Origin of the sequence: Odoribacter sp. N54.MGS-14 (genome assembly GCF_000980295.1) — a bacterium.
GTDB classification, from domain to species: Bacteria; Bacteroidota; Bacteroidia; order Bacteroidales; family Marinifilaceae; genus Odoribacter; species Odoribacter splanchnicus.
Genome location: NZ_LARL01000026.1, coordinates 1 through 21,700, shown reverse-complemented (window position 1 = coordinate 21,700; position 21,700 = coordinate 1). Strand labels below are relative to the sequence as shown.

Annotated in this window: 20 protein-coding genes; 16 read left to right on the top strand and 4 right to left on the bottom strand. The window is 43.6% G+C overall.

The annotated features are described in order from the left end of the window. The first annotated feature begins 27 nt into the window (after positions 1-27). From trpD to WS42_RS15425, 13 genes are all read left to right on the top strand, one after another. A complete protein-coding gene (gene trpD / locus WS42_RS07255) occupies positions 28-1,026 on the top strand; it encodes an anthranilate phosphoribosyltransferase (RefSeq protein WP_022159894.1) in 999 nt (332 codons plus the stop codon). Position 1,027: 1 nt separating this feature from the next. Beyond that, positions 1,028-1,807 carry an indole-3-glycerol phosphate synthase TrpC gene (trpC, locus tag WS42_RS07250; protein WP_118577458.1) on the top strand — a complete coding sequence of 260 codons (780 nt, stop codon included), beginning with the start codon at positions 1,028-1,030 and terminating at the stop codon, positions 1,805-1,807. Continuing rightward, entirely contained in the window at positions 1,797-2,414 is a 618-nt protein-coding gene (locus WS42_RS07245; RefSeq protein WP_046450914.1) for a phosphoribosylanthranilate isomerase, read from the top strand. The genes trpC and WS42_RS07245 overlap by 11 nt, the downstream gene beginning before the upstream one ends. An 11-nt stretch (positions 2,415-2,425) precedes the next feature. Further along, entirely contained in the window at positions 2,426-3,208 is a 783-nt protein-coding gene (gene trpA, locus WS42_RS07240; RefSeq protein WP_046402461.1) for a tryptophan synthase subunit alpha, read from the top strand. Between the two features lie 107 nt (positions 3,209-3,315). Beyond that, entirely contained in the window at positions 3,316-3,597 is a 282-nt protein-coding gene (locus WS42_RS07235) for a hypothetical protein (protein ID WP_013611106.1), read from the top strand. Positions 3,598-3,684: 87 nt separating this feature from the next. Beyond that, positions 3,685-4,392: a M48 family metallopeptidase gene (locus WS42_RS07230; RefSeq protein ID WP_046450913.1), complete on the top strand. Its 708-nt coding sequence runs from the start codon at positions 3,685-3,687 to the stop codon at positions 4,390-4,392. 85 nt (positions 4,393-4,477) lie between these two features. Further along, positions 4,478-5,560, top strand: coding sequence for an Mrp/NBP35 family ATP-binding protein (locus WS42_RS07225; RefSeq protein ID WP_046402444.1), 1,083 nt, complete (start codon positions 4,478-4,480; stop codon positions 5,558-5,560). A gap of 44 nt (positions 5,561-5,604) precedes the next feature. After that, entirely contained in the window at positions 5,605-9,069 is a 3,465-nt protein-coding gene (gene porW, locus WS42_RS07220; protein WP_046450912.1) for a type IX secretion system periplasmic lipoprotein PorW/SprE, read from the top strand. A gap of 15 nt (positions 9,070-9,084) precedes the next feature. Further along, positions 9,085-9,501 (top strand): tRNA (adenosine(37)-N6)-threonylcarbamoyltransferase complex ATPase subunit type 1 TsaE, encoded by a 417-nt coding sequence (gene tsaE / locus WS42_RS07215; protein WP_013611102.1) that lies wholly within the window; start codon positions 9,085-9,087, stop codon positions 9,499-9,501. Between the two features lie 11 nt (positions 9,502-9,512). Next, positions 9,513-10,730 carry an alanine dehydrogenase gene (locus WS42_RS07210; RefSeq protein ID WP_022159887.1) on the top strand — a complete coding sequence of 406 codons (1,218 nt, stop codon included), beginning with the start codon at positions 9,513-9,515 and terminating at the stop codon, positions 10,728-10,730. A gap of 34 nt (positions 10,731-10,764) precedes the next feature. After that, entirely contained in the window at positions 10,765-13,113 is a 2,349-nt protein-coding gene (locus tag WS42_RS15435) for an OmpA family protein (protein WP_286728413.1), read from the top strand. Between the two features lie 493 nt (positions 13,114-13,606). Beyond that, the gene (locus tag WS42_RS15430; protein ID WP_195305791.1) at positions 13,607-13,780 is read left to right on the top strand and encodes a hypothetical protein; all 174 of its coding nucleotides are present in this window, start codon (positions 13,607-13,609) and stop codon (positions 13,778-13,780) included. Positions 13,781-13,842: 62 nt separating this feature from the next. Further along, positions 13,843-14,010 carry a hypothetical protein gene (locus WS42_RS15425; RefSeq protein ID WP_157741825.1) on the top strand — a complete coding sequence of 56 codons (168 nt, stop codon included), beginning with the start codon at positions 13,843-13,845 and terminating at the stop codon, positions 14,008-14,010. Here the strand turns inward: WS42_RS15425 and WS42_RS07200 are convergent. Beyond that, a complete protein-coding gene (locus WS42_RS07200) occupies positions 14,000-14,575 on the bottom strand; it encodes a Fic/DOC family protein (RefSeq protein WP_013611099.1) in 576 nt (191 codons plus the stop codon). The two genes, WS42_RS15425 and WS42_RS07200, sit on opposite strands and share 11 nt — an antisense overlap. 244 nt (positions 14,576-14,819) lie before the next feature. Here WS42_RS07200 and WS42_RS07195 point away from each other — a divergent pair, with 244 nt between their 5' ends. Then, positions 14,820-15,119: a RyR domain-containing protein gene (locus WS42_RS07195; protein ID WP_046402375.1), complete on the top strand. Its 300-nt coding sequence runs from the start codon at positions 14,820-14,822 to the stop codon at positions 15,117-15,119. On the opposite strand, the gene WS42_RS07190 is transcribed toward WS42_RS07195, so the two are convergent. The 3 genes from WS42_RS07190 to WS42_RS07180 form a co-directional block, all read right to left on the bottom strand. Continuing rightward, entirely contained in the window at positions 15,116-16,567 is a 1,452-nt protein-coding gene (locus tag WS42_RS07190) for a TlpA family protein disulfide reductase (RefSeq protein ID WP_162610037.1), read from the bottom strand. The two genes, WS42_RS07195 and WS42_RS07190, sit on opposite strands and share 4 nt — an antisense overlap. 45 nt (positions 16,568-16,612) lie before the next feature. Further along, positions 16,613-17,359, bottom strand: coding sequence for a tetratricopeptide repeat protein (locus WS42_RS07185; protein WP_013611096.1), 747 nt, complete (start codon positions 17,357-17,359; stop codon positions 16,613-16,615). An 89-nt stretch (positions 17,360-17,448) separates the two neighbouring features. Further along, the gene (locus WS42_RS07180; protein WP_022159427.1) at positions 17,449-19,290 is read right to left on the bottom strand and encodes a YgiQ family radical SAM protein; all 1,842 of its coding nucleotides are present in this window, start codon (positions 19,288-19,290) and stop codon (positions 17,449-17,451) included. A 113-nt stretch (positions 19,291-19,403) separates the two neighbouring features. Here WS42_RS07180 and rimO point away from each other — a divergent pair, with 113 nt between their 5' ends. Then, positions 19,404-20,702 carry a 30S ribosomal protein S12 methylthiotransferase RimO gene (gene rimO, locus WS42_RS07175; RefSeq protein ID WP_046450919.1) on the top strand — a complete coding sequence of 433 codons (1,299 nt, stop codon included), beginning with the start codon at positions 19,404-19,406 and terminating at the stop codon, positions 20,700-20,702. Positions 20,703-20,738: 36 nt separating this feature from the next. Then, a complete protein-coding gene (locus tag WS42_RS07170; RefSeq protein ID WP_046402379.1) occupies positions 20,739-21,509 on the top strand; it encodes an META domain-containing protein in 771 nt (256 codons plus the stop codon). The last annotated feature ends 191 nt before the right edge of the window (positions 21,510-21,700 follow it).

The window sequence follows — 21,700 nt, the reverse complement described above, 5'->3', positions numbered from 1 at the left end:
GGGAATGTATATGATATATTGATTACTATGAAAGAACTGTTATATAAAATGTTCGGGCACAAAAGCCTCTCTAAAGAAGAAGCTAAACAAGTCTTGTTGAACATTTCCGATGGCCGGTATAACGACAGCCAGTTGTCGGCTTTTATGACCGTTTTTCTGATGCGTAGTATTACGACGGAAGAATTGGCCGGGTTTAGGGAAGCCATTCTCGAACGGAGGGTGGTCGTGGATTTGGATTGTCATGATGCAATCGATATTGTCGGTACGGGAGGGGATGGAAAAAATACATTCAATATTTCTACGGCGGCTTGTTTTGTGGTGGCCGGAGCAGGCTACCGGGTTGTAAAACACGGAAATTACGGTGCCAGTTCGGTGAGTGGGGCTTCGAATGTACTGGAACAACATGGGGTGAAATTTACAGGACACTCCGGTCGGTTACAGCAATCGCTGGAAGAAAGCGGGGTCGCTTATTTGCATGCACCGTTTTTTAGCCCTGCCTTAAAAAGTGTAGGACCGGTACGACGTGCTTTAGGAGTACGTACCTTTTTCAATATGTTGGGGCCTTTGGTCAATCCGGTACTCCCACGCTACCAGTTATTGGGAGTATATAACCTGAAACTGGCCCGTTTGTATAACTATATGTATCAGCAGAGCGGAGTGAATTACACGATAGTACATTCGCTGGACGGGTATGATGAAGTTTCGCTGACCTCTCCTTTTAAAGCGCTGAATAATCGGGGTGAGGGCATTTATTTGCCGGAAGAGATCGGATTCGGTCGGGTGGCGGAAGAGGAATTGTCGGGAGGAAATACGGTGACCGAAGCTGCGGCGATTTTTGACCGGGTTTTAGCTAACGAGGCTACCCGGGGACAAGAAGACTGTGTGATTGCCAATGCTGCTTTTGCAATCCGTACCCTGAGGCCCGGAATAGCTTTGCCGGATGCTATTGCAGAAGCGCGTGAGGCGCTGGAGAGCGGGAGGGCACTGAGGGCGTTCCGTAAATTTGTAGAACTTAATGAAAAATGATATGTCAGTTTTAAACCGGATATTGAAAACAAAACAGGAAGAAGTGACTGAGCGGAAAAACAGGATTTCCGAAAGGGATCTGATGAGTACGCTTTTAGCTGGGAGACAACGGTTATCGATGCGAAAGGCCTTGGAGGAATCGGCAACAGGGATCATTGCAGAATTTAAACGGAAGTCTCCTTCCGGAGGATTTATTCATGAGGCAGCCGGAGTGCAGGAGGTGGTCGGCGGATATGTACGGAATGGTGCTGCGGCTTGTTCGGTGTTGACGGATACGGATTATTTCGGAGGATCGTTATTGGATCTCGCTATGGCCAGGAGGGTTTCGGATATTCCCTTATTGCGTAAGGATTTTATCGTCGATTTCTATCAACTGGCCGAAGCGGTGGCTTATGGAGCCGATGCCGTTTTGTTGATCGCTGCAGCTTTGTCGCCGGCACAGTGCCGGGAATTGGCCGATGCTGCTCATGGACTGGGATTGGAAATACTATTGGAAATACATCGGGAAGAAGAGTTGGAATATGTCTCCCCGGAAATGGATATTGTGGGGATCAACAATCGGAATCTGACTACTTTCGAGACGGATATTTATACTTCTTTCCGGTTAGCTTCACAAGTCCCGGTTGCTTGTCTGAAAGTGGCCGAGAGTGGAATTCGTGCCATGGAGACAGTCGTCGCGTTACGCAGATTGGGATTCAGAGGATTTCTGATCGGTGAACATTTTATGCGGGAAGCACAACCGGCTCAGGCTTTAAAAAATTTTGTCGGATATGCTGATTAAAATTTGTGGCATGAAGGAACCCGGGAATGTGAAGGAAGTCGCTGCTTTACATCCCGATATGTTGGGTTTTATTTTTTATAAAGCCTCACCGCGTTATGCCGGTGATTTGTCTCCCCGGGCTTTGGAACGTTTACCTGCAGCTATCGGGAAAGTAGGAGTTTTTGTGAATGCAGAAACCGGGTTTATCGAAAATATAGTACGAAGGTATAAGATGGATACGATTCAACTGCATGGGGATGAACCCCCTGAAATGGGTCACTATTTTGTACGGAAAGGCTACCGGGTAATAAAAGCTTTCGGTATAGAAGAGGCCGGTGATTTTCAACGGACTTTGCCTTATGAATCGGCTTGTCAGTTGTTTTTGTTCGATACCCGGAGCAGACAGTTTGGAGGGACCGGGAAATCGTTCGACTGGAATTTATTGAACCGGTACGAGGGGAGTGTACCTTTTTTCTTAAGTGGAGGAATTGCCTGGGAAAATAGAGAAGAGATCGGAAAAATCAAACATCCGAAGCTTGCCGGACTCGATTTGAACAGTCGGTTCGAAATGGCTCCCGGAATGAAAAATATCCATTTATTGTCTCGTTTTTTAGCTGAACTACCTTAATTTTTTTAGTTATGAATCGGATTACAGAGTTGTTTCAAAGAAAAGATAGAAATCTTTTGTCCGTGTATTTTACTGCCGGTTATCCGGTTTTGGAAGATACGGTCGAAATCATACAGATGTTAGAAAACCGGGGAGTCGATCTGGTGGAAATCGGGATTCCTTTTTCCGATCCTATGGCCGATGGGGTAGTCATCCAGCAAAGTAGTACACAGGCACTGAAAAATGGCATGACGTTGCCTGTATTACTCGAGCAGTTGACTAGTATACGAAGTCGGGTTGAATTGCCTTTGCTATTGATGGGATATTTGAATCCGATGTTGCAGTACGGTATGGAAAACCTTTTTCGAAAAGGGATGGAAATCGGGATCGATGGAATGATTATTCCGGATTTGCCGTTTCAGGAATACTTGGAGTCGGTTAAACCGCTTTGTGAAAAATATGATATTCCGGTGATTATGTTGATTACCCCCGAAACTTCGGATGAAAGGATCCGTCTGATAGACGAATATTGTGGCGGTTTTATCTATATGGTCTCTTCGGCTTCGACGACCGGAGTGAAAGATCGGTTTACAGCCGGACAGATTGAATATTTCCAAAGAATAGACCGTTTGAATTTGAAAAATAAACGTTTGATCGGTTTCGGCATATCTAATGGCGAGAGCTTGTCGACCGTTTGCCGTTATAGTAGCGGAGCTATTATCGGAAGCTTATTTGTAAAATTACTGGGAACGGAGCCTACGGTGGAGGAAGCTGTCGATCACTTGTTAAAAATAGCTCACAGGGACGGGCTATAGCCTGCTGCCCGCGTCCCCGTGAGCTAAGAGCTAAAAAAAAGTTGAAGAAAGGGGAGAAATCTCTGGGATTTTTCTTATTTTTGAAAAAATTTAAATTCTTGAAAATTATGGCAAGTATTAGAAGATTAAAGAAAGACATCGATTGTTTGACTTTTGCTGTTGTTGACGATAGCTTAAATTGTCTGGCTGTAGGTAAAAGTATGGATGATATCAGCGAAATAGTACAGCATATTATAGATTCCAGAAATGATTTAAGACAACGTGTAAATGCTGGAAAACAAGTGGCGAAAGCAGATAGAAAAGGATATTACAGGACTATCGGAAAGGATTTGATTGCTTCTGTAGACGGTGCATTTACAAAATTAAGCGATTTGGTAAAGCAGGCTTAAGCTGTTCGTAGAGAAAACAATAAAAGGAGAATGCGATGAAGGCATCCTCCTTTTATTGTTCTTTAGTGAAAAATAGTTTTTCAGATCATGGAGGTATTGGAACTTGCGGGTATTGGTGAAATAAAGGTCCGGCGGAGTGCGAATATCAAGTATTTGCGTATTCGGATGGCTCCGGGGCGTGGGGTTTGGGTGAGTGTTCCTTTCGGCGTGAGCCGGAAACAGGTGGAGAAATTTCTGGAAGAGAATCGGGAGTGGATTCTCAAAAACCGGAAAGATATGAAAGTTTATGAGGAAGACACCGGAGTCGGTTTGGGAATAGGGGCGGAAATTAAGACGAAGTTGCATGTGCTGAGGATTGTGGAGACCGAGGAACCGAAGCCTTCTTATCGGCTTGAACAGGAAAAAATAACCCTGTTTATTCCTAAAAAAGTCGATTTCAGTAAAGTAGAGAAAATCGTTCAGCAGTTTTTGCTGGAAATCTATATGATGGAATGCCGTCGATATTTGCCGCAGCGGATCAGAAACTATGCCGAAAAATTCGGATTTCGTTACGGACGGGTTACGTTCAGGAACAATATTTCCAATTGGGGTAGTTGTTCTTTTGACAATAATATCAGTCTCAATATCAAGTTGATGAAGCTACCGGATGAAATTATCGATTATGTGATCTTGCATGAGTTATGCCATACGGTAGAGAAGAATCATTCGGCTGCATTTTGGAAGTTGGTCGGCAAAGTATGTCCGGCTTATCCGACTTTAAGGGCCAGGCTGAGGAAATATAATACCCGGATTTAATCTGGACGGAGAGTCGTTTTGGCGAATCGGCTATTTTTACTATTTTCGTTACCCCTAAAGGGATATTAAATTTTTAAATGTTATGATGCAGGAAAAACTTAAAGAAATCAGGGATCTTCTCACAGAAGTGAAGTATCCCGGTACTTCTAAAAATATTGTGGAACTGGATATGGTGCAAAATATCCGGATCGAGGGAGAGAAAGTGTTGTTTCGGCTGGTGTTTCAGAAAGCCAGCGATCCGTTTGTCGGGTCGGTGAAGAAAAAAGCGGAAGCCCTGATAAAAGAAAAAACTTCTTATACGGAGGTAGAGATCGAAAACCTGTTTGTTCAGGATTTGGAGAGACCGTTGTCCCTGGAAAAGGTAAAAAATATAATCGCTGTTTCCTCGGGTAAAGGAGGAGTAGGAAAATCTACCGTGGCGGCCAATTTAGCGGTTGCTTTGGCTGCTGAAGGATATAAAGTGGGTTTGGTGGATGCGGATATTTTCGGTCCTTCTATTCCGAAAATGTTCGGTTGCGAAGAGGCTCAGCCCTATATGGAGCAGATCGACGGAAAGGATTTCATTGTGCCGGTAGAGAAATATGGCGTAAAATTGTTATCTATCGGTTTCTTTGTCGATCCGGCTTCTGCCACTGTCTGGCGGGGGCCGATGGCTTCCAATGCATTGAAACAGATGGTGGAGCAAGGTTTTTGGGACGAATTGGATTATATGCTGATCGACCTTCCGCCGGGAACCAGCGATATTCATTTGACTTTGGTACAAACTGTCGCCCTGACAGGAGCTATTGTAGTCAGTACACCTCAGCAGGTGGCTTTGGCCGATGCAATCAAAGGAATCAATATGTTCGAGTCGCCGGGTATACAGGTGCCCGTGCTAGGCCTGGTGGAAAATATGGCCTGGTTTACTCCGGCTGAATTGCCCGATCATAAATATTATATTTTCGGACGGGAAGGGGCGAAACAACTGGCCGAACAAAGAGGTCTCCGGTTGTTGGGCGAAATACCTGTTGTACAGAGTATTTGTGATGGAGGCGATGCAGGTAAACCTGTAGCTTTGAATGCCGATTCGATTACGGGAACAGCGTTCAGGCAGTTGGCGGATGAAGTTGTGAAAGCCGTAGAGGAAAATCACGACCCGGCAAAAAGAGTGAGAGTCACCAGACAATAGGACAGCATGTCTAAATGAAATATTCTTCTTATATATTAACGGGGATGATGGTGGTGCTGTGCGGTTGTTCGGTGAAGAGAAACAATTTCTTTTCACGTAACTATCACCAGTTGACTACCCGTTATAACGTATATTTTAACGGTGACCAGGCTTTGAAGTCCGGGATAAAGCATATGGAAAACAGGCATAAGGAGGATTATACCCACCTTTTGCCTGTTTTCGTATCTAATGACGAACAGACGCGTAGTATTTGCAGCTCCGATATGGACTACGTGATCGAAAAGGCGGCTAAAGCGACCGATAAACATTCGATCACGGCTAAACCCAGGCGGAGAAAGAATAAAGATTCCAAAAATTATCAGACCTTCCGAAAGAAAAAAGAATTTAATAACCAGTTGGATAAATGCTATCTGTTATTGGGGAAAGCTTATTTCTATAAGAAGAAATACACGATGGCCAATAACACTTTTCGTTTTATACAAAGGCAATATGCCGAAGACGAGGCCTTGATGACCGAGGTGTCGATCTGGTTATTCCGGAGCCTGACGGAAATGGGACGCTACGAAGAGGCTGCCCGGATCATGGACCGGCTCGACGGGAGCACATTAAAGCGGAAACAACGGGAGATGGTTGCTGCGGCGAGAACCGATTTCTATGTGCGTCAAGGTATGTACGAACAAGCGATTCCTGAGGCAGAAAGATTGGTCAGGACTTGTAAAAGCATAAAACGTAAACCGCGCTACAATTTTTTGTTGTCTCAATTATATGTAAAAGAAAATCAGGATGGGGCTGCTAAACTGGCATTGAAAAAAGCTACCCGGTTCAATTTCAATTATGAAATGGTCTTCAATGCCCGGATCGGTATGGCTTTAGCCTATCAGGAAGGAGATGCGGCCGTAGAAAAGAAATTGAAGAAAATGTTGCGGGATTCCCGGAACGAGGAATTTCAGGATCGGATTTATTATGCTTTGGCCAATATCGAAAATAAACGTGGAAATGAGGAAGGAGCGGCCGGTTTGTATTGGAAATCCGTGCATGCCTCTGTAGATAACGATAATCAGCAGGCTTTGTCTTTTGTAAAATTAGGGGATTATTATTTCAAAAACAAGGCCTATGTGCAGGCACAGAGTTGTTACGATTCTTGTTTGCTTGTCATGGATTCGCGTTATGAAGATTATGAAAAACTAAAATCTTTACTGACCGATCTGACCGAATTGGTTACGAATCTGAGAATTATACAAACGCAGGATAGTTTGCAGCGGATAGCGGTGTTACCGGAAGAAGAGAGAAACCGCTTGATCGACGATAAAATCACTGCGATTAAAGAGCAGGAAAATACTCGCAAAGAACAGGAACGAAGGGAGCAGGCCGAGCGCAATTTTTATCGCCGTAACGATATGCTTAGCCGGGGAGATGCTTTTTCGCAGGGTAACAGCGGAGGGGATTGGTATTTTTATAATCCCGTGACGATTGCTCTGGGGAAAAATGATTTTAAGCGGAAATGGGGACGGCGTAAGCTGGAAGACAATTGGCGCAGACGAAACAAAGCAAGTATCGGTTTGGCAGACGAAACCGGCGAAGAATTAGCAGAGATGACGGGAGGGGAAAGGGAAGTGAAAGATGTAAAGAGCAGGGAGTATTATTTGCAGGATCTCCCCCTGACACCGGAAATGCTGCAGGCATCTGAAAAACAGATCGAAGAAGCTTATTATAAAGCCGGCGAAATTTATTTGTACCGTTTGAATGATCCGGAAAAGGCTTTAGAGTGTTTCGATGCTTATATTCAGCGTTTTAAAAATACCGCTAATCTGCCGATGGTCTATTATCTGGCTTCCACGACCGCTCTCAAGGCAGGTAAGGCGGCAGAGGCTGAAAGATATAAAACAGAGCTGACCGCTCTTTTCCCTGAAAGTGATTTCGCCCGGGGACTACAAGACCCGAACTATTTCCGTCAGGTCGAAGATGTGCTGAAAGTGGTAGAGAAAAAGTATCAGGAAGCTTACCGATATTACCAAAAAGTTTATTACCACGAAGCAGCACAAATTTGTGACAGAATCCTGAAAGCGTACCCGGATAATAAATTGAAAGCAAATGTGCTGTTTCTGAAAGCGATGTGTGTTGTAAATACCGGTTCTCCCCAGGAGGCGAAGAACGCTTTGGAAGAGGTAATCGCAGCCCGTCCCGGAAAAGAGATCCTGCAGGTGACTAGCGACATCCTGGCTTCTTTAGCGGTAGGAGAAAAACCTGTTCGGTATTCCGAAGCGGAAATGGCTCAGGCCCGTTCTTTACAGGCGAACCGCAATTGGCAATTCGATGAAGAAGTACTGGCTGGTCGTAGCCGGAAAGAAGAAACAACTTATAAAATCGAAAAAGAAAAAGAACAATGGGTGGTATTGTTTTTACCACAGGAATTTACAACCGTTCAGGAAACCAGATTTAAAGCGCGTTTGAAGTTTATTCATGCTGCCGAAATGGCCGAAGGGAAAAGTTATGAAATGAAAAAAGAAGAGCTCGGGTACAAAAAAGAGGTGCTGGTTGTTCGTCGGTTCGGACAGTATTCGGAAGCTTCCGAATATTTGCATAAAATAGCTACGGATAAGTTTTTGTTGAAGATTCTGGGAAACGAAAGTTACCGGATGTTCGCTATATCGCCGGACAACTTCTCTATCCTGAAGCGATTGAATAATATCGATCAGTATGTCGATTTCTTTACCGAGAATTATTTTGAGGATCGTTACCAAGGTGAGAAAATTGTAGGGAAATGGGGGACTGCTGCCCATGTCTTTAACAATGAAGAACAAGAGAATCATCATTTTGTTTTGGCTGTTCCTTTCCGGGAAGTCAATACGAAACGCATTGTAGAAGCTTTGCAGGAGGTGGATCCTGCATTTACATTCGAAAAAGGGGATTATAACCGGGACCTGGAATTGATAGTGGTCAAGCATATCGGTAATAAGAAACAGGCGTTGGACTATATGTCGGCAGTCCTGAAAAATAAGAAATTGTTCGATTTGCTGGCCGGGGTAGATTATGAAGTATTCCTGATCACTCCCCATAATCTCAAAGCTATGCAGGAAAATGAATACCTGGAAGAATACCTGAAATTTTTCGATGATCATTATCTGAAAAGTGCGGGAGCTATCGGGGTTGAAGATGGGGATTATATTTACAATAAGAGCGTAGCACACAAGTTCGTTTTGTTCTATCCCAATACGATCGATCCCTACCGGTTGAAAACAATTTTCGAAGAATTTAATTTTGCAGGACTGACTTTGAACAATTTGAAGTTCGATGAAGAACACGATTGTATGGTGGTGTCCGGTTTCAATAACAAAGAAGAAGCGATGCGTTATTTCACGACAGTCATCGGCAACCGGAAATTATTCAAATCGCTGAAAAATGTCGATTATACGAATTTCATTATTACTGAAGTGAATTTGCAGACATTGACCGGCAAAAAGAATATAGAGGTTTATCTTGAATTTTTTAAGAAATATTATTTGAACTAATGGATTTAGAAGCCTATGAAATGGACAATCAATCATCTCGAAGATCTGAATAAAGTGGCGGCAGAATTTTTGGATTATGTCGGAGACAAAACTATTTTTGCTTTGTACGGACCGATGGGAGTAGGGAAGACTACTTTTGTAAAGGCCGTCGCAGCCTGTCTGGGGGTAACCGACGATGTGAGTTCCCCGACTTTTGCCCTGGTCAACGAGTATCAGACAAAAAATGGGAAATCCCTATATCATTTTGATTTTTATCGCGTAAACCATATAGCTGAAGCGCTTGATTTCGGTTATGAAGAGTATTTTTTCAGTGGAGACCGTTGTTTTATCGAATGGCCTGAAAAAATAGACGAGCTGCTTCCAGAAGGTATCGTCGATTGTTATTTTACTGAAAATCCGGATGGAAGTCGTGAATTGAAGGTGGAAATTTAACTTTTAAGACTATGGACAACACAGGCAGAATGTCGGGAACGATTAATAAGCAATGGTTTCTTTATCAGGAAAAAGAAGTTTTTCAGGATAAAAGGCAGAAGAAATTGATTCTGGGGATACCGAACGAGCTGGAGAAAGGGGAGAACCGGATTTGTCTCACTCCCGAATCTGTTCATATCCTGGTTTCTATGGGACATGAAGTGTTGATCCAGCGTGGGGCCGGTAATAATGCCTATTACGGTGACACGGAATATGCCGATGCCGGTGCTATGATCGTAGAGACTTTAGGTGAAGTGTATACTGCCGACGTTGTGCTTAAGGCGACTTCTGTTTCTGCCGGGGATACGGTTTATATGCACGACCGGCAAGTGATTCTTTCCCCTCTGAAACTCTGTGACATGCGGAAGGATGCCATTACCGAAATGATGCAGAAAAAAGTGACGGCAGTCGGTTTCGATATTTTGAAAGACGGAGAGGGGTATTATCCGGTGGTCCGGATTATGAGTGAGATTGCCGGTAATTCGGCCATCATGATAGCCAGTGAATATCTTAATAATTCGCGGGGAGGTAAAGGGATTGTTTTGGGAGGTATCAGTGGGATTACGCCGGCGGAAATCGTTATTCTGGGAGCAGGCACCTTGGGTGAATTCGCTGCCCGTACAGCCTTAGGCCTGGGAGCGACCGTGAAAATCTTCGATCATTCGGTCGAGCGTCTCCGGAAGCTGAACGAGGTTTTGGGACAGCGGGTATTTACCTCTGTTTTTCATAAACCGGTATTGGATAAAGCGTTGGCTTCGGCCGATGTGCTTATCGGAGCTATGCGTTGTTTCGATAACGGAGAGAATACCGTTGTTTCGGAAGCCCAGGTGAGGTTGATGAAAAGAGGAGCGGTGATCGTGGATATGTCTATCGATCATGGCGGATGTATTGAGACAGCGGGTCCGACGACTCACGAAAAACCGGTGTATACTTATGAAGGAGTAATCCATTACTGTGTTCCGAACGTATTGTCGCGGGTAGCCCGGACTGCTTCGATCGCTTATAGTAATGTTTTCTTACCTATGCTTCAGCATATTGCCAGGCAAGGAGGATTTACCAATGCCATCCGGATGGATGCAGGGTTAAGGGAAGGGGTTTACCTTTATAACGGAATTTTGACTAAGAATGTGATTGCGGATAAGTTGGGCTTGATAGCCAGAGATATAAATTTATTGATCGCTGCTTTGTAAAATCGGGGCAGATGCCGGTTAGTTGGATGTGGTTATGAAATTTTTTCTGATTATTTGTGGTGTGCTCGTCGGAATGATGGGCTGTTCTTCAAAATATTATATGAGGAGAGGGGATCGTATGGCGGAGACCGGACGATTTTATAAGGCCGGATCGAAATACGAAAAGGCTTATCATAAAACAAAATCCAAAGATTTTCAGGCACTTGCAGCGATAAAGGCTGGGCAGGTAAATCAAAATGTAAATCGGCTGAAAGAAGCTTACAACTGGTTGAGAAAAGCCGAAAGAGCCAATCCGCAAATACCTGAAATCTATCTGAAAGTGGCTCAGCTTGCGGTGATGAACGACGATACCGCTACGGCGAGGGAATATTATCGTAAACAAGAAGCATTGTTCGGTGATGGAAAAGGAAACGATGGCCTTTATTATCTGGAACAAGTGGATAACGATCTGAGAGAACAAGGGCGTTACCGGATAGCTTTGAAGCGGGAGTTTAACTCCAGGTACAGCGATTTCGCTCCGGTGTATGTGCCGGGGGATACGACCCGGGTTTTATTGGCTTCTACGCGCAAACCCGATCCGAGAAAAAAGAGAATAAAGACAGACCCGGTTACCGGCGAAGGGTATAGCCATATCTACGGGACGAGGTATGTGCAGGAAATCAGATCTACGGATAAACAAGGTAAAGTGAAGGTAAAGCGTTTTAAGGAACCACGATGGTTGCAACCGGAATTGCAGAAAGATTCTATTTATTCCAACCGGAGTGAAGGAGTCATGTGCTTTGCTCCCGATGGGCGTACACTTTATTTCACCTCTTCACGTATGATCAAAGAGAGCCAGGTAGGTACCCGTATTTATAAAGTAATCCGGCAAGCCGCTAATTCCGGGGAGGAAACCGAAAAAAAAGAATGGGGTAGCGTTTCTTTAGCTGGTATTTGCGGGGATTCTGTTTCTATCGGACATCCGGCATTGACTCCTGACGGATTACGGTTGTATTTTGTCACCGATCAGCTGCCCGGAGGGTTCGGAGGAAAAGATATCTGGTATGTGGACAGGCTGGAGGAAAAATGGGGGCAACCTCAGAATGCAGGCGAATTGATCAATACGGCCGGGGACGAGATGTTTCCTTATGTGAGAGAGAATGGAGAGTTTTATTTTGCTTCTAACGGGCATTATGGTTTTGGGGGATTGGATTTGTATAAAGTGGGGAATGTAGCTGGAAAGGAGGTTATCGTTCATTTGCCTGCACCCTTAAATTCTTTTGCAGATGATTTCGGTATTGCCTTTAAACCGGGAACGGAGGACGGTTTGCTTACTTCGGGACGAAGCGGTCGAAACGATCATATTTATCGTTTTAGTTTTATACCGCAACAATTGAAAATCAATTTATTGACAGTCAATACAGTGACCGAACTTCCGATAGCCAAAGTAAATGTTACGGTTACTGCCGATAATGGAGAAGTCTCTTATTTAGAGACGGATTCACTGGGAAGGGCAGAAATGGAAGTCGTTTCTGATTGTGAGTATGTATTTGTCACCGACCATCCCCGTTTCCTGAAAGGGAAGGGACTGGTATCGACTTATCGGGAAAAAGCCGACCGGCTTTATGAATTACAGATCGGGATGCAGCCGATAGAAAAACCGATCGTCATACCTAATATCTATTTTGATGTGGCTAAATGGGAGTTACGTCCGGAGGCACGACAGAATCTGGAAGAATTATTGACTATTCTGGAGGATAATCCGAATATAACGATAGAGTTGTCCGCTCATACGGATATGGTGGGAAACGACGAAGCTAATCGGATTTTATCCGAACACCGGGCTCGGGCTGTGGTCGATTATTTGATCGGGAAAGGGGTGTATTGGGACCGGCTTGAAGCGAAAGGATACGGGGAAACTCAACCCCGCCAAATCAATGAAAAGGATGCCCATGAATATCCGTTCTTTAAAGTCGGGGAGGTAGTGAACGAAAGGTTTGTCGGCCGTTTGAGAGGAGAGCAACGGGAAACGGCCTTGCAATTGAATCGGAGAATCGAGTTTAAAGTATTGCGTACGAATTATAAGCCGGGACCGAACTCTTTATTCAATCCGAACCAGATGGCTGTTGCTGCTGAAGAAGGAACTAAAAAAATCGGAGAGACTCAGTTGAGGGAATTAAGGGCGGTAAAAGGCCGTTTTTTTACTTTGCAGTTGGGCGTATTTAAAAATGTGCCTGCTGTCCTCAATCAGTTTCGGGTAGTGTTTACAGAGAAATTAAGCCATGGGGTTGTGCGTTATTGTACCGGTGTATACGATACCCGTGAAGAAGCACAACAAGCTGCTGCAGCTTTAAAACAAAAAGGGATCGGGTATCTGATTAAAGAATTCGAATTCAGTCATTGAACTATTTCAAAAAAGTCTTTCGTAACCGGTAATCGGGCTATTGCGGTTGTGTACTGTTCTTCGGAGGGCTCGGATTATTGATTGCATTTATATTGGAAATAAGTATTCCCGGAAAAAATAAATCCTTTCCTGTTTAAAGGAGCCACGTGAAAGCGTGGTTTTTTTTATATAGGAATAATATAGTCCAAAGTAGATAGAATAAAATTTTAGCCAAAATGAATAAATTGTATAATTCATTTGCTTTTTTATCTAAAAATAGTTATTACCTTTGTTTCGGTACAAAGAGTTGTACCTAAGTTTGTAATAACATGATGTAAAGTTTAATCTTTTTCAATAGGAAGTCGGCAAAACTTTTACGAAATAAGAAAGATGAACTGTATGTCGCGTAGAGATATGTGACCGATACGTTTATCCTCTTATTTCTGGGACTGCCGACTCCACTATTGAGAGGTAGACTATCGGTCACTTCTATATCTTGGAGTGTGGGCATACAATGAAAAAGGTGAAACATGAAAAAAGTATTAATCTGTCTAATCTACTTGCAGAGGGATTATTGACAGTGGTGTGTGAAAAGAATGATCTGGTGTGGACAGTTCCTTTCTCAGTAGAGCTTCATGCGCAAATTGTAAAAGAATTATTGTCGAAATTTAAGATTTCGGATAGCTGAAAAATCGATAAAAAATGCTGTTTGTTTGAGGTTTTTAGGGGGATTTTTTGTATATTTGTAACATGAAAAAGATATCGAAAAACACAGTTTTTATCACTCCGGTACGTCCTACCGAACGAAAATTTATCCTTGATTCTATGATAGCTTCTTTCCGTATAGAAGGGATTTTTATTCCGGAAGCAAAAGTTCAGGCTATTTATGCCCGGGTAAATGAAAAACTCAAAAAATAGTTTCTATAATTCTTTGCATCGGGAGATAATTTTTTTCGCTGACCCGCTGTACGGCAACGACGTAGTCCCTGAAATGTATTTTATCGAACCTTAATCCTTCATAGCCTTGTTTGCGTACCATTAGATTCGCCAGGATACGGGCCGTCCGGCCATTTCCTTCCCGAAAAGGATGGATGAAAAGCAATTCTCCGTGGACGATGGCTACATCTTTGGCTAAAGAAGCCTTATCGGGATAAGTATCGGGTAATTTTTTCAGAATTTCATCTTCAAAAAATTGCATGCTCTGTGGTATAAACAGAGCAGAAGGGAAGAGGAATCCTCCTTTCGACATATTGACCGTCCGGTATCTTCCTGCAAAGGTGTAGAGTTCTTTCAGAGCCAGTTTATGTATATTGCGGATATATTGACAGTCGAAACGAGTGGCGGTAGTCAGTGTTTCGGTCAGCATGATTTCAGCTAACAGGAATCCTTCGAATTCTGCTTCTGCAATCTCCCCGGGACGGGTTAAACCGAGCCGGTTAGGCAGACATTGGCTTTCTTCTTCATTTGTCGTATACTTGCTCATGACAAAATAGCTGAATAGACTGCTGTAAATATAAGTATTTTTCAGGACTTATTTTTCAGATGCTTATCTTTATAACCGCTTATACTTTATTTCCCCGAATTTTGTTTTATCGAACTGCCGAATAGGAGATCATAGACAAAGGAGAGAAGCGGGTTATTCTAAAAATCCGTTTCAAAGACCCGGTGTTAAGACACCTCGTGTCGGAAATAAATCTGTATCTTTGTACAAATAAAACGATCGAACGATGAAATCAGATTATATTCCGGCCCCGATAGATGTCAGCGATATACAACTACCTTCGGAATTATGCGAATTGGCCGAGATCATTGCAAAAAATGTACATGAAGTATGGGCTGCAGGCCGTTTGGCCGAAGGATGGAAATATGGTCCCGAAAGAAATGATGCACTTCGTACCCATCCCGGTTTGGTGCCTTATGAGGAATTATCCGAAACGGAAAAAGATTATGACCGCCGGACAGCTATGGGGACTTTAAAATTGATTCAGAAAATCGGCTTCGGGATAAAAAAAGTGAAAAACGTTTAGTTTTTCACTTCGATACCGATTCTTTTATATTCTTTGGTTAGGATATCTGCAAATTGTTCAATATCCAGTTTCTTGGCGATGATTTTTTTATCCTTATCCAGGAGATACATGACCGGAGTAGAATCGATGTGATAGTATACCCTGAAATTAGTTTGATTCTGAGGATCCCAACAGTTGATAAAATCGAATAGTTCATGTTCGGTAACAAAATTTTCCCATTTTTCTTTATCGTTCTGAGTGTGTACGGCAAATACTTTGAAACCATAAGGTTTGAATTTATCCAGTAATCCTGTTTTGACCTGAGGTACCTGTTTTTTACAATGTCCGCAATCGGCTTCCCAGAAAAGCAATAACGTAAAGGGGGCTTCGGTTTCATATAGACTGACCCAATCGCCGTCCATAGTCGGCAGCTTCAATTCCTGCGCTTTCAGGCCGATCAGATTATATTGCGTAAGGATCACTTCCCGTTCGATATTTTCGAGGGTCTTTTTGTCTACCCAGTCGGCCTCGCCTGTCAGGTAATATTTTTTTGCCAGATATACAAAGGCGGCGTCCATTCCCATATACTTGTTCGATAGGGCATAATTGAAACAATAGCTTACCAGATAGCGGAACATGGCTTTACAACCTCTCGATTTTTCAATGATATTCACCGATTCTTTATAGACACTATCCGGAATCATCAATACTCTGGTATTGAAGAATTCGTCGAGCTTACTTTTGAAAATAGGAGTGCGGATTAAAGTACTGTCCTGAAAATTAGTATTGTCCCAATAATGTGCCTTTGAAAAGAGGTATTCTTTTTTTTGTATTTCAAAATCCCGGTTGGGGGTATTTTCAGGTATTTCTTTTGAAAAATCAGGAGTAGGAACGGAGAGTGTAAAATTGGCGAAGGTAGCTAAAGCCGAGTTCGGAAATTGTTTGCAAAGTCCGGCGATATGATCACGGACTTCCTTATCGATCTGATCGAATCGGGCGGAATATTTCTTTTTTGCTTCGGGGCTTGTTTTTGCCGGATCTTTTTCCATGGCTTCTTTGATCTGCCGGCTTTTTTGGGTTGCCGAAGTCATTACTTTTTGAAAACCCAGAAAAGCTGTATTTTCAGGCGAACCTTCAAAACGGATTTTATCTATGACCTGGAGGGTATCGGTTGTGATGGAAAAATTTTGGTTATCCCCGATCATAATATCGAAATAATTACTGGGGGAGAAAAGGAGAATATACATTCCCCGTGCCAGTTTTTTATTGTTTTTCTGGAAATATCCCGTACCGTTGCTATTGATTTGGGCCGTATCTACAGCGTAAACTTTTCCCTCGAAATAATTGGCGAGGATAACTTGTTTATTAGACATTTGTGGAATATTCACCTGGATTTTATATCCCTGTGCAAACGAACCGACGGACTGAAAGCACAGTCCGCATACCAAAAGTAAGAATAAATTTTTCATATTCATCGAATTATACACACACCTAAATACCCTTTCGGGCTATACTTAGTTCTTGAAATAATCGGCGATCACCTTGTCGGCTGCTTCAAAGCCCAACCGGGAAGCGATCTCCAGGTCTTTTAAAGCTTCCTCGGATTGGTAGAGTGCCATTTTAGCAATGGCCCGGTTATAATAGGAACGGGCACTCGAAGGATCGATATCGATCGCTTCGGTGTAATCCCTGACCGCTGCTTCTAGTTGGCCTTGTTTCTGCAATACTACTCCCCGATTGAAATACAGAGCACTGGAATTCAAACCGAATTCTTTTGCCTTCGCAACTTCTAAATCGACATTTTTTCCGAGGCGCAGGGCTTCGTTATAATCTTTTAAAGCCCCTTCGAGATCGTTCATCCTGAACCGGGCTATTCCCCGGTAATGGTAAGCCTGGATAAAATCGGGACGCAGGCTGATCGTCTGGGAATAGTCCTGAATGGCATTGGCATAAATACCCAGATTTTCATAAAGAATACCCCGGTTAAAATAAGCATCTGCATGATCCGGATAATTGGCTATGACATAGTTGAAATCTGCTAAAGCTTCTTTGTAACGGCGGGTATTGGCATACGAAATAGCCCGGTTATAATAAACCGGAAACCAGGTATTGTTTATACTCAGAGCGTTGTCGAACTCGGTAATCGCTTGCTCATACAGGTTTTGTTTCATATATTCCAGTCCACGCTTATTAGCCTGTTTCACTTTACTGTTACAGGCTGTCAGGAAAATTACTACTATAAGCAATAATTGATATCTCATTGGAATATGATTTTCTATACACTATTCGGGCAGATGCCCAACGATTTGACAAAGTTAACGAATCGTCCTGAATAATTAAAACATTGGTTCTATTTTTCTCTCTCTTTTCCATATAATTTCGGGATTAGATCCGCCCGATGGATTCTACGGAGCAGGGTCATGATCTGTTCCCGGAATTCTCTTTTATACCAAAAGAAAAACATGTTTTGTTGTTTTTTTTCTTTTTCTGATTTTGCTGTGTCGATTTTTTGTAGCGAATAGGGGTGATAACCGGAATAGTAAATGGTGGTCGCCACAGTCATCGGCGTGGGGGTAAAGTCTTGCACCTGTTCGAGTTTAAAATCCAGAGTTTTTGTGGCTACAGCTAATTCCGCCATATCTTCGGGGCGGCAACCCGGATGAGAGGAGATAAAATAAGGAATGATTTGTTCGTTCAAACGGTGTTTTCGGTTAATCTCATCGAAAATCGATTTCAGTTGCTGGAACAAACCGAAAGCAGGTTTGCGCATCAAACCTAACACTGTAGGAGAACAATGTTCGGGAGCAACTTTGAAACGTCCGGATACGTGGTGACGAATGACAGTCTCAAGATATCGTCTATTCGTTTTATCAACTTCTTTATTTCCTGTATCACTTAAACACAAATCATACCGGATCCCGGAACCGATAAAGCAATGTTTGATGCCGGGAACCTGACGGGCCTCTTCGTAAATTCGTAATAAGGGTCCGTGGTCTGTATTCAGGTTTTTACATACGGTCGGATAGGCGCAGGAAGCCCGTTTACACAACCGGCAAATTTCCTCATTTTTACCTTTCATGTGATACATATTGGCCGAGGGGCCTCCCAGGTCGGTAACGGTACCTTTAAAGTCGGGCATGGCGGTGATTTGTTCCAACTCTTGCCGTATCGATTCAGGAGAGCGCGAAACAATGAATTTTCCTTGATGGGCAGAGATGGTGCAAAAAGCACATCCCCCGAAGCATCCCCGGTGCAAAGTCACGGAATGCCGGATCATATTATAGGCCGGAATTTCTTTCCCTTTGTAACGGGGGTGAGGCAGACGGGTGAACGGTAAAGCATAGACGGCATCGAGTTCCCGGGTAGTCGGCGGAGGATAAGGAGGATTGACAATCACTTGCCGGTTATCTACGGGCTGAATCAGACGGGCCGCTTCGATACTGTTCGATTCTTCTTCGATATACCGGAAATTTTCGGCATGGTGTTTTTTATTACTCAGACAAGATTCGTGGGAGTGTAGAATGATCGTTCGCCACTTTTTATTGGTTGCGACAGTTTCATCACCGGCTCTCAGGACGGCGGTCTGTGGTATGTTGGTCAGATTGCGGAAGGGAATTCCTTTTTGCATCAACCGGCAAATATCGGTCAACGGTTTTTCTCCCATACCGTAGATCAGCATATCGGCTCCACTATCGATCAGGATAGAGGGTTGTAAGGTATCCTTCCAGTAATCGTAATGGCTGAGACGGCGTAAAGAAGCTTCGATTCCTCCGATAATCACCGGGGTATCGGGATATAGTTTTTTCAGGATACGGGTATAAACGATCGAAGGCATATCGGGACGTGCACCTGCCCGTCCATCCGGGGTATAGGCATCGTCCGACCTCCGGCGTCTGGCAGCAGTATAATGGTTGACCATCGAATCCATACTTCCGGCACTGACACCGAAGAACAGACGGGGAGTACCTAGTTTTCGGAAATCCCTTAAATCATCCTGCCAGTTGGGTTGAGGCACCAAAGCGACTTTCAGTCCCAGAGATTCCAGTAATCTTCCTACGACAGCTCCTCCGAAAGAAGGATGGTCGACATAGGCATCTCCTGAGAACAGGATGACATCCGGAACATCCCAGCCTCGTTCCTTTACTTCTCTGACAGAAGTTGGAAGCCATTGTAATGTTTGCGTCGTATTCATTCATTTGAGATATTGCGCAAAGATAACTAATTTTTGTACCTTTGCCCTCCCCAAAGTTGAAAACCTCGGTGACCGAAGAGCGTCTTTGGGTATTTTTAGATATTTTTGACGATATGAAAAAAGTAAATATTATCAGTCTGGGGTGTTCGAAGAATCTGGTCGATACCGAAATGCTGTTGAAACAACTGGATCAAGCAGGCTATGATACTGAAACCGATGTAGAAAATTCGGATGCAGAGGTGGTTATTGTGAATACCTGTGGATTTATCGGGGATGCGAAAGAAGAATCGGTAAATACCATTTTGGAACAAGTGGAACGGAAGAAAGAAGGGATTGTAGAACAAGTATATGTGATCGGTTGTTTATCACAACGTTATGGAGCAGAACTTCAAGAAGAAATTCCAGAGGTTGATGCTTTTTTCGGTAAGTTCGATTGGAAAGGGGTATTGGAGCGGATGGGTGAACATTTCGACGAGCGGATCCGTAATCAACGGGTTTTAACTACACCGGACCATTATGCTTATCTGAAAATTTCGGAAGGATGTAACCGCACTTGCTCTTATTGTGCTATACCGATCATGACCGGAAAACACAAGTCCAGGGATTTTGAAGAATTGCTGGAAGAATGCCGGGCATTGGTAAAGGGGGGAGTCAAGGAAATTTTGGTGGTCGCTCAGGACTTGACTTATTACGGTATAGATTTGTATGGAAAAAATCGGTTGGCAGAACTGATCGGGCGGATTGCAGATATAGAGGGCCTGGAATGGATTAAGCTGCATTATGCTTACCCGGCCGGATTTCCGTTAGAATTGTTAACGGTGATGCGTGAACGTCCTAATGTATGCAAATACCTGGATATCGCCCTGCAACATTGTAGTGATCATATGCTGCAACAGATGCGAAGAGGCATATCTAAGAAACAAACCATTGAACTGATACGTAAAATCCGGCAGGAAGTACCTGGGATATTTATCCGTACGACTCTAATGACCGGACATCCCGGGGAGACTGCCGAAGACTTTGAGGAACTTTGTGAATTTGTCCGGGAAATGAGGTTCGAACGCTTGGGAGTATTCCCTTATTCACATGAAGACGACACCTGGTGTGACCGGCATTATCAGGATGATGTTCCCGAAGAAATCAAGAGGAAACGGGCCGGGCGAATCATGCAGATACAAGCCGGTATAGCCGAAGAGATCGGGCGTTCACAAATCGGACAGGTTGTGAAGGTACTTATCGACCGGCAGGAAGAGGAGTATTATGTCGGGCGTACCGAACACGATTCTCCTGAAGTAGACCCCGAGGTTTTGATTCCTGGTGAGAGAACTTTGCAAGTCGGTGAATTTTACCGGATGGTGATTACCGGGGCAGACGAATACGATTTATTTGCTGAAATCAGGGAAGAAGAATAGTTTGCACTGTATAATTATAATAAAAAACGGAAAACAATGAAAGAAATGAAATTAATGTTGTTGGTGCTGCTGGTTGCGGTAGCCGGATGTAAAAGTAGTGACAATTCACTGACTTTGTTAAGAGCCAAAGAATGGCAATTGAAGTCGATGACTGAAAATGGAAAGGAAGTAAAGAATCCTCAGCAAATTCCGACTCTGGTATTTAGCGATAGTAGTGCGGTATATGGTTCTGCAGGATGTAATCGTTTCTTCGGAACTTATGAAGTTGGGGAAAAAGGGAAAATGACCTTTAAGACCGGAGGGGCTACCATGATGTTTTGCCCGGATATGCCTTTCGAAGATGCTTATTTAAAGGCATTGAACAAGGTAGAGCAGTATACGGTAACGGATCAGGAGTTGCAGCTTAAAGGAAAAGATCAACTGCTCATCGTGTATGTACCTGTCGATACCACCCAACGCATCGGAGTGGCCGAGGACGATCACGGATGTAATGCAGCTGCAGGTTATACCTGGTCGGAAGTAAAACAGAATTGTATCCGTTTGTTCGAAGACGGCGTGCAGTTGGTGTCTGAAACGGATAAATCCAGTTCTTCGGCTGCTTATGTCGTTTTTGCTGCCGATTCGTTAAAAGCAGAAGTATATGTTCCCGGGCATGATAATCATCCGGTGCTCGACCGCCGTACTCTTCCTGCAGGAGGATATGTCTGGAACCAGGAAGATGACGACACTTACAATGTACGCCGGCTCGACGGGAAATGGGTGATCGAACAACGGGGGAAGGTACTGTATAAACAAGCTGACAAATAATATCGATAACTTAAAAGAGTCCTCATTGCCGGGGACTCTTTTTTTGGGAACTTATGAAGTTATTTAAATCTAGGTTTATTTCGTTAATAATTCGTCTTCGGTGATCGGAATTGTCGACCCGGTCGCTTCTGTCGGTCGTCTAACTTTTTCTATCACTGACCGGCGGAACTCCTCGCAAGCTCGTCAGACAC

What these genes read in the sequence shown, in the direction of transcription:
- trpD (WP_022159894.1), top strand. Translation starts at nt 28, where the DNA reads ATGAAAGAACTGTTATATAAAATGTTCGGGCACAAAAGCCTCTCTAAA.
- trpC (WP_118577458.1), top strand. Translation starts at nt 1,028, where the DNA reads ATGTCAGTTTTAAACCGGATATTGAAAACAAAACAGGAAGAAGTGACT.
- WS42_RS07245 (WP_046450914.1), top strand. Translation starts at nt 1,797, where the DNA reads ATGCTGATTAAAATTTGTGGCATGAAGGAACCCGGGAATGTGAAGGAA.
- trpA (WP_046402461.1), top strand. Translation starts at nt 2,426, where the DNA reads ATGAATCGGATTACAGAGTTGTTTCAAAGAAAAGATAGAAATCTTTTG.
- WS42_RS07235 (WP_013611106.1), top strand. Translation starts at nt 3,316, where the DNA reads ATGGCAAGTATTAGAAGATTAAAGAAAGACATCGATTGTTTGACTTTT.
- WS42_RS07230 (WP_046450913.1), top strand. Translation starts at nt 3,685, where the DNA reads ATGGAGGTATTGGAACTTGCGGGTATTGGTGAAATAAAGGTCCGGCGG.
- WS42_RS07225 (WP_046402444.1), top strand. Translation starts at nt 4,478, where the DNA reads ATGCAGGAAAAACTTAAAGAAATCAGGGATCTTCTCACAGAAGTGAAG.
- porW (WP_046450912.1), top strand. Translation starts at nt 5,605, where the DNA reads ATGATGGTGGTGCTGTGCGGTTGTTCGGTGAAGAGAAACAATTTCTTT.
- tsaE (WP_013611102.1), top strand. Translation starts at nt 9,085, where the DNA reads ATGAAATGGACAATCAATCATCTCGAAGATCTGAATAAAGTGGCGGCA.
- WS42_RS07210 (WP_022159887.1), top strand. Translation starts at nt 9,513, where the DNA reads ATGGACAACACAGGCAGAATGTCGGGAACGATTAATAAGCAATGGTTT.
- WS42_RS15435 (WP_286728413.1), top strand. Translation starts at nt 10,765, where the DNA reads ATGAAATTTTTTCTGATTATTTGTGGTGTGCTCGTCGGAATGATGGGC.
- WS42_RS15430 (WP_195305791.1), top strand. Translation starts at nt 13,607, where the DNA reads ATGAAAAAGGTGAAACATGAAAAAAGTATTAATCTGTCTAATCTACTT.
- WS42_RS15425 (WP_157741825.1), top strand. Translation starts at nt 13,843, where the DNA reads ATGAAAAAGATATCGAAAAACACAGTTTTTATCACTCCGGTACGTCCT.
- WS42_RS07200 (WP_013611099.1), bottom strand. Translation starts at nt 14,575, where the DNA reads ATGAGCAAGTATACGACAAATGAAGAAGAAAGCCAATGTCTGCCTAAC.
- WS42_RS07195 (WP_046402375.1), top strand. Translation starts at nt 14,820, where the DNA reads ATGAAATCAGATTATATTCCGGCCCCGATAGATGTCAGCGATATACAA.
- WS42_RS07190 (WP_162610037.1), bottom strand. Translation starts at nt 16,567, where the DNA reads ATGAAAAATTTATTCTTACTTTTGGTATGCGGACTGTGCTTTCAGTCC.
- WS42_RS07185 (WP_013611096.1), bottom strand. Translation starts at nt 17,359, where the DNA reads ATGAGATATCAATTATTGCTTATAGTAGTAATTTTCCTGACAGCCTGT.
- WS42_RS07180 (WP_022159427.1), bottom strand. Translation starts at nt 19,290, where the DNA reads ATGAATACGACGCAAACATTACAATGGCTTCCAACTTCTGTCAGAGAA.
- rimO (WP_046450919.1), top strand. Translation starts at nt 19,404, where the DNA reads ATGAAAAAAGTAAATATTATCAGTCTGGGGTGTTCGAAGAATCTGGTC.
- WS42_RS07170 (WP_046402379.1), top strand. Translation starts at nt 20,739, where the DNA reads ATGAAAGAAATGAAATTAATGTTGTTGGTGCTGCTGGTTGCGGTAGCC.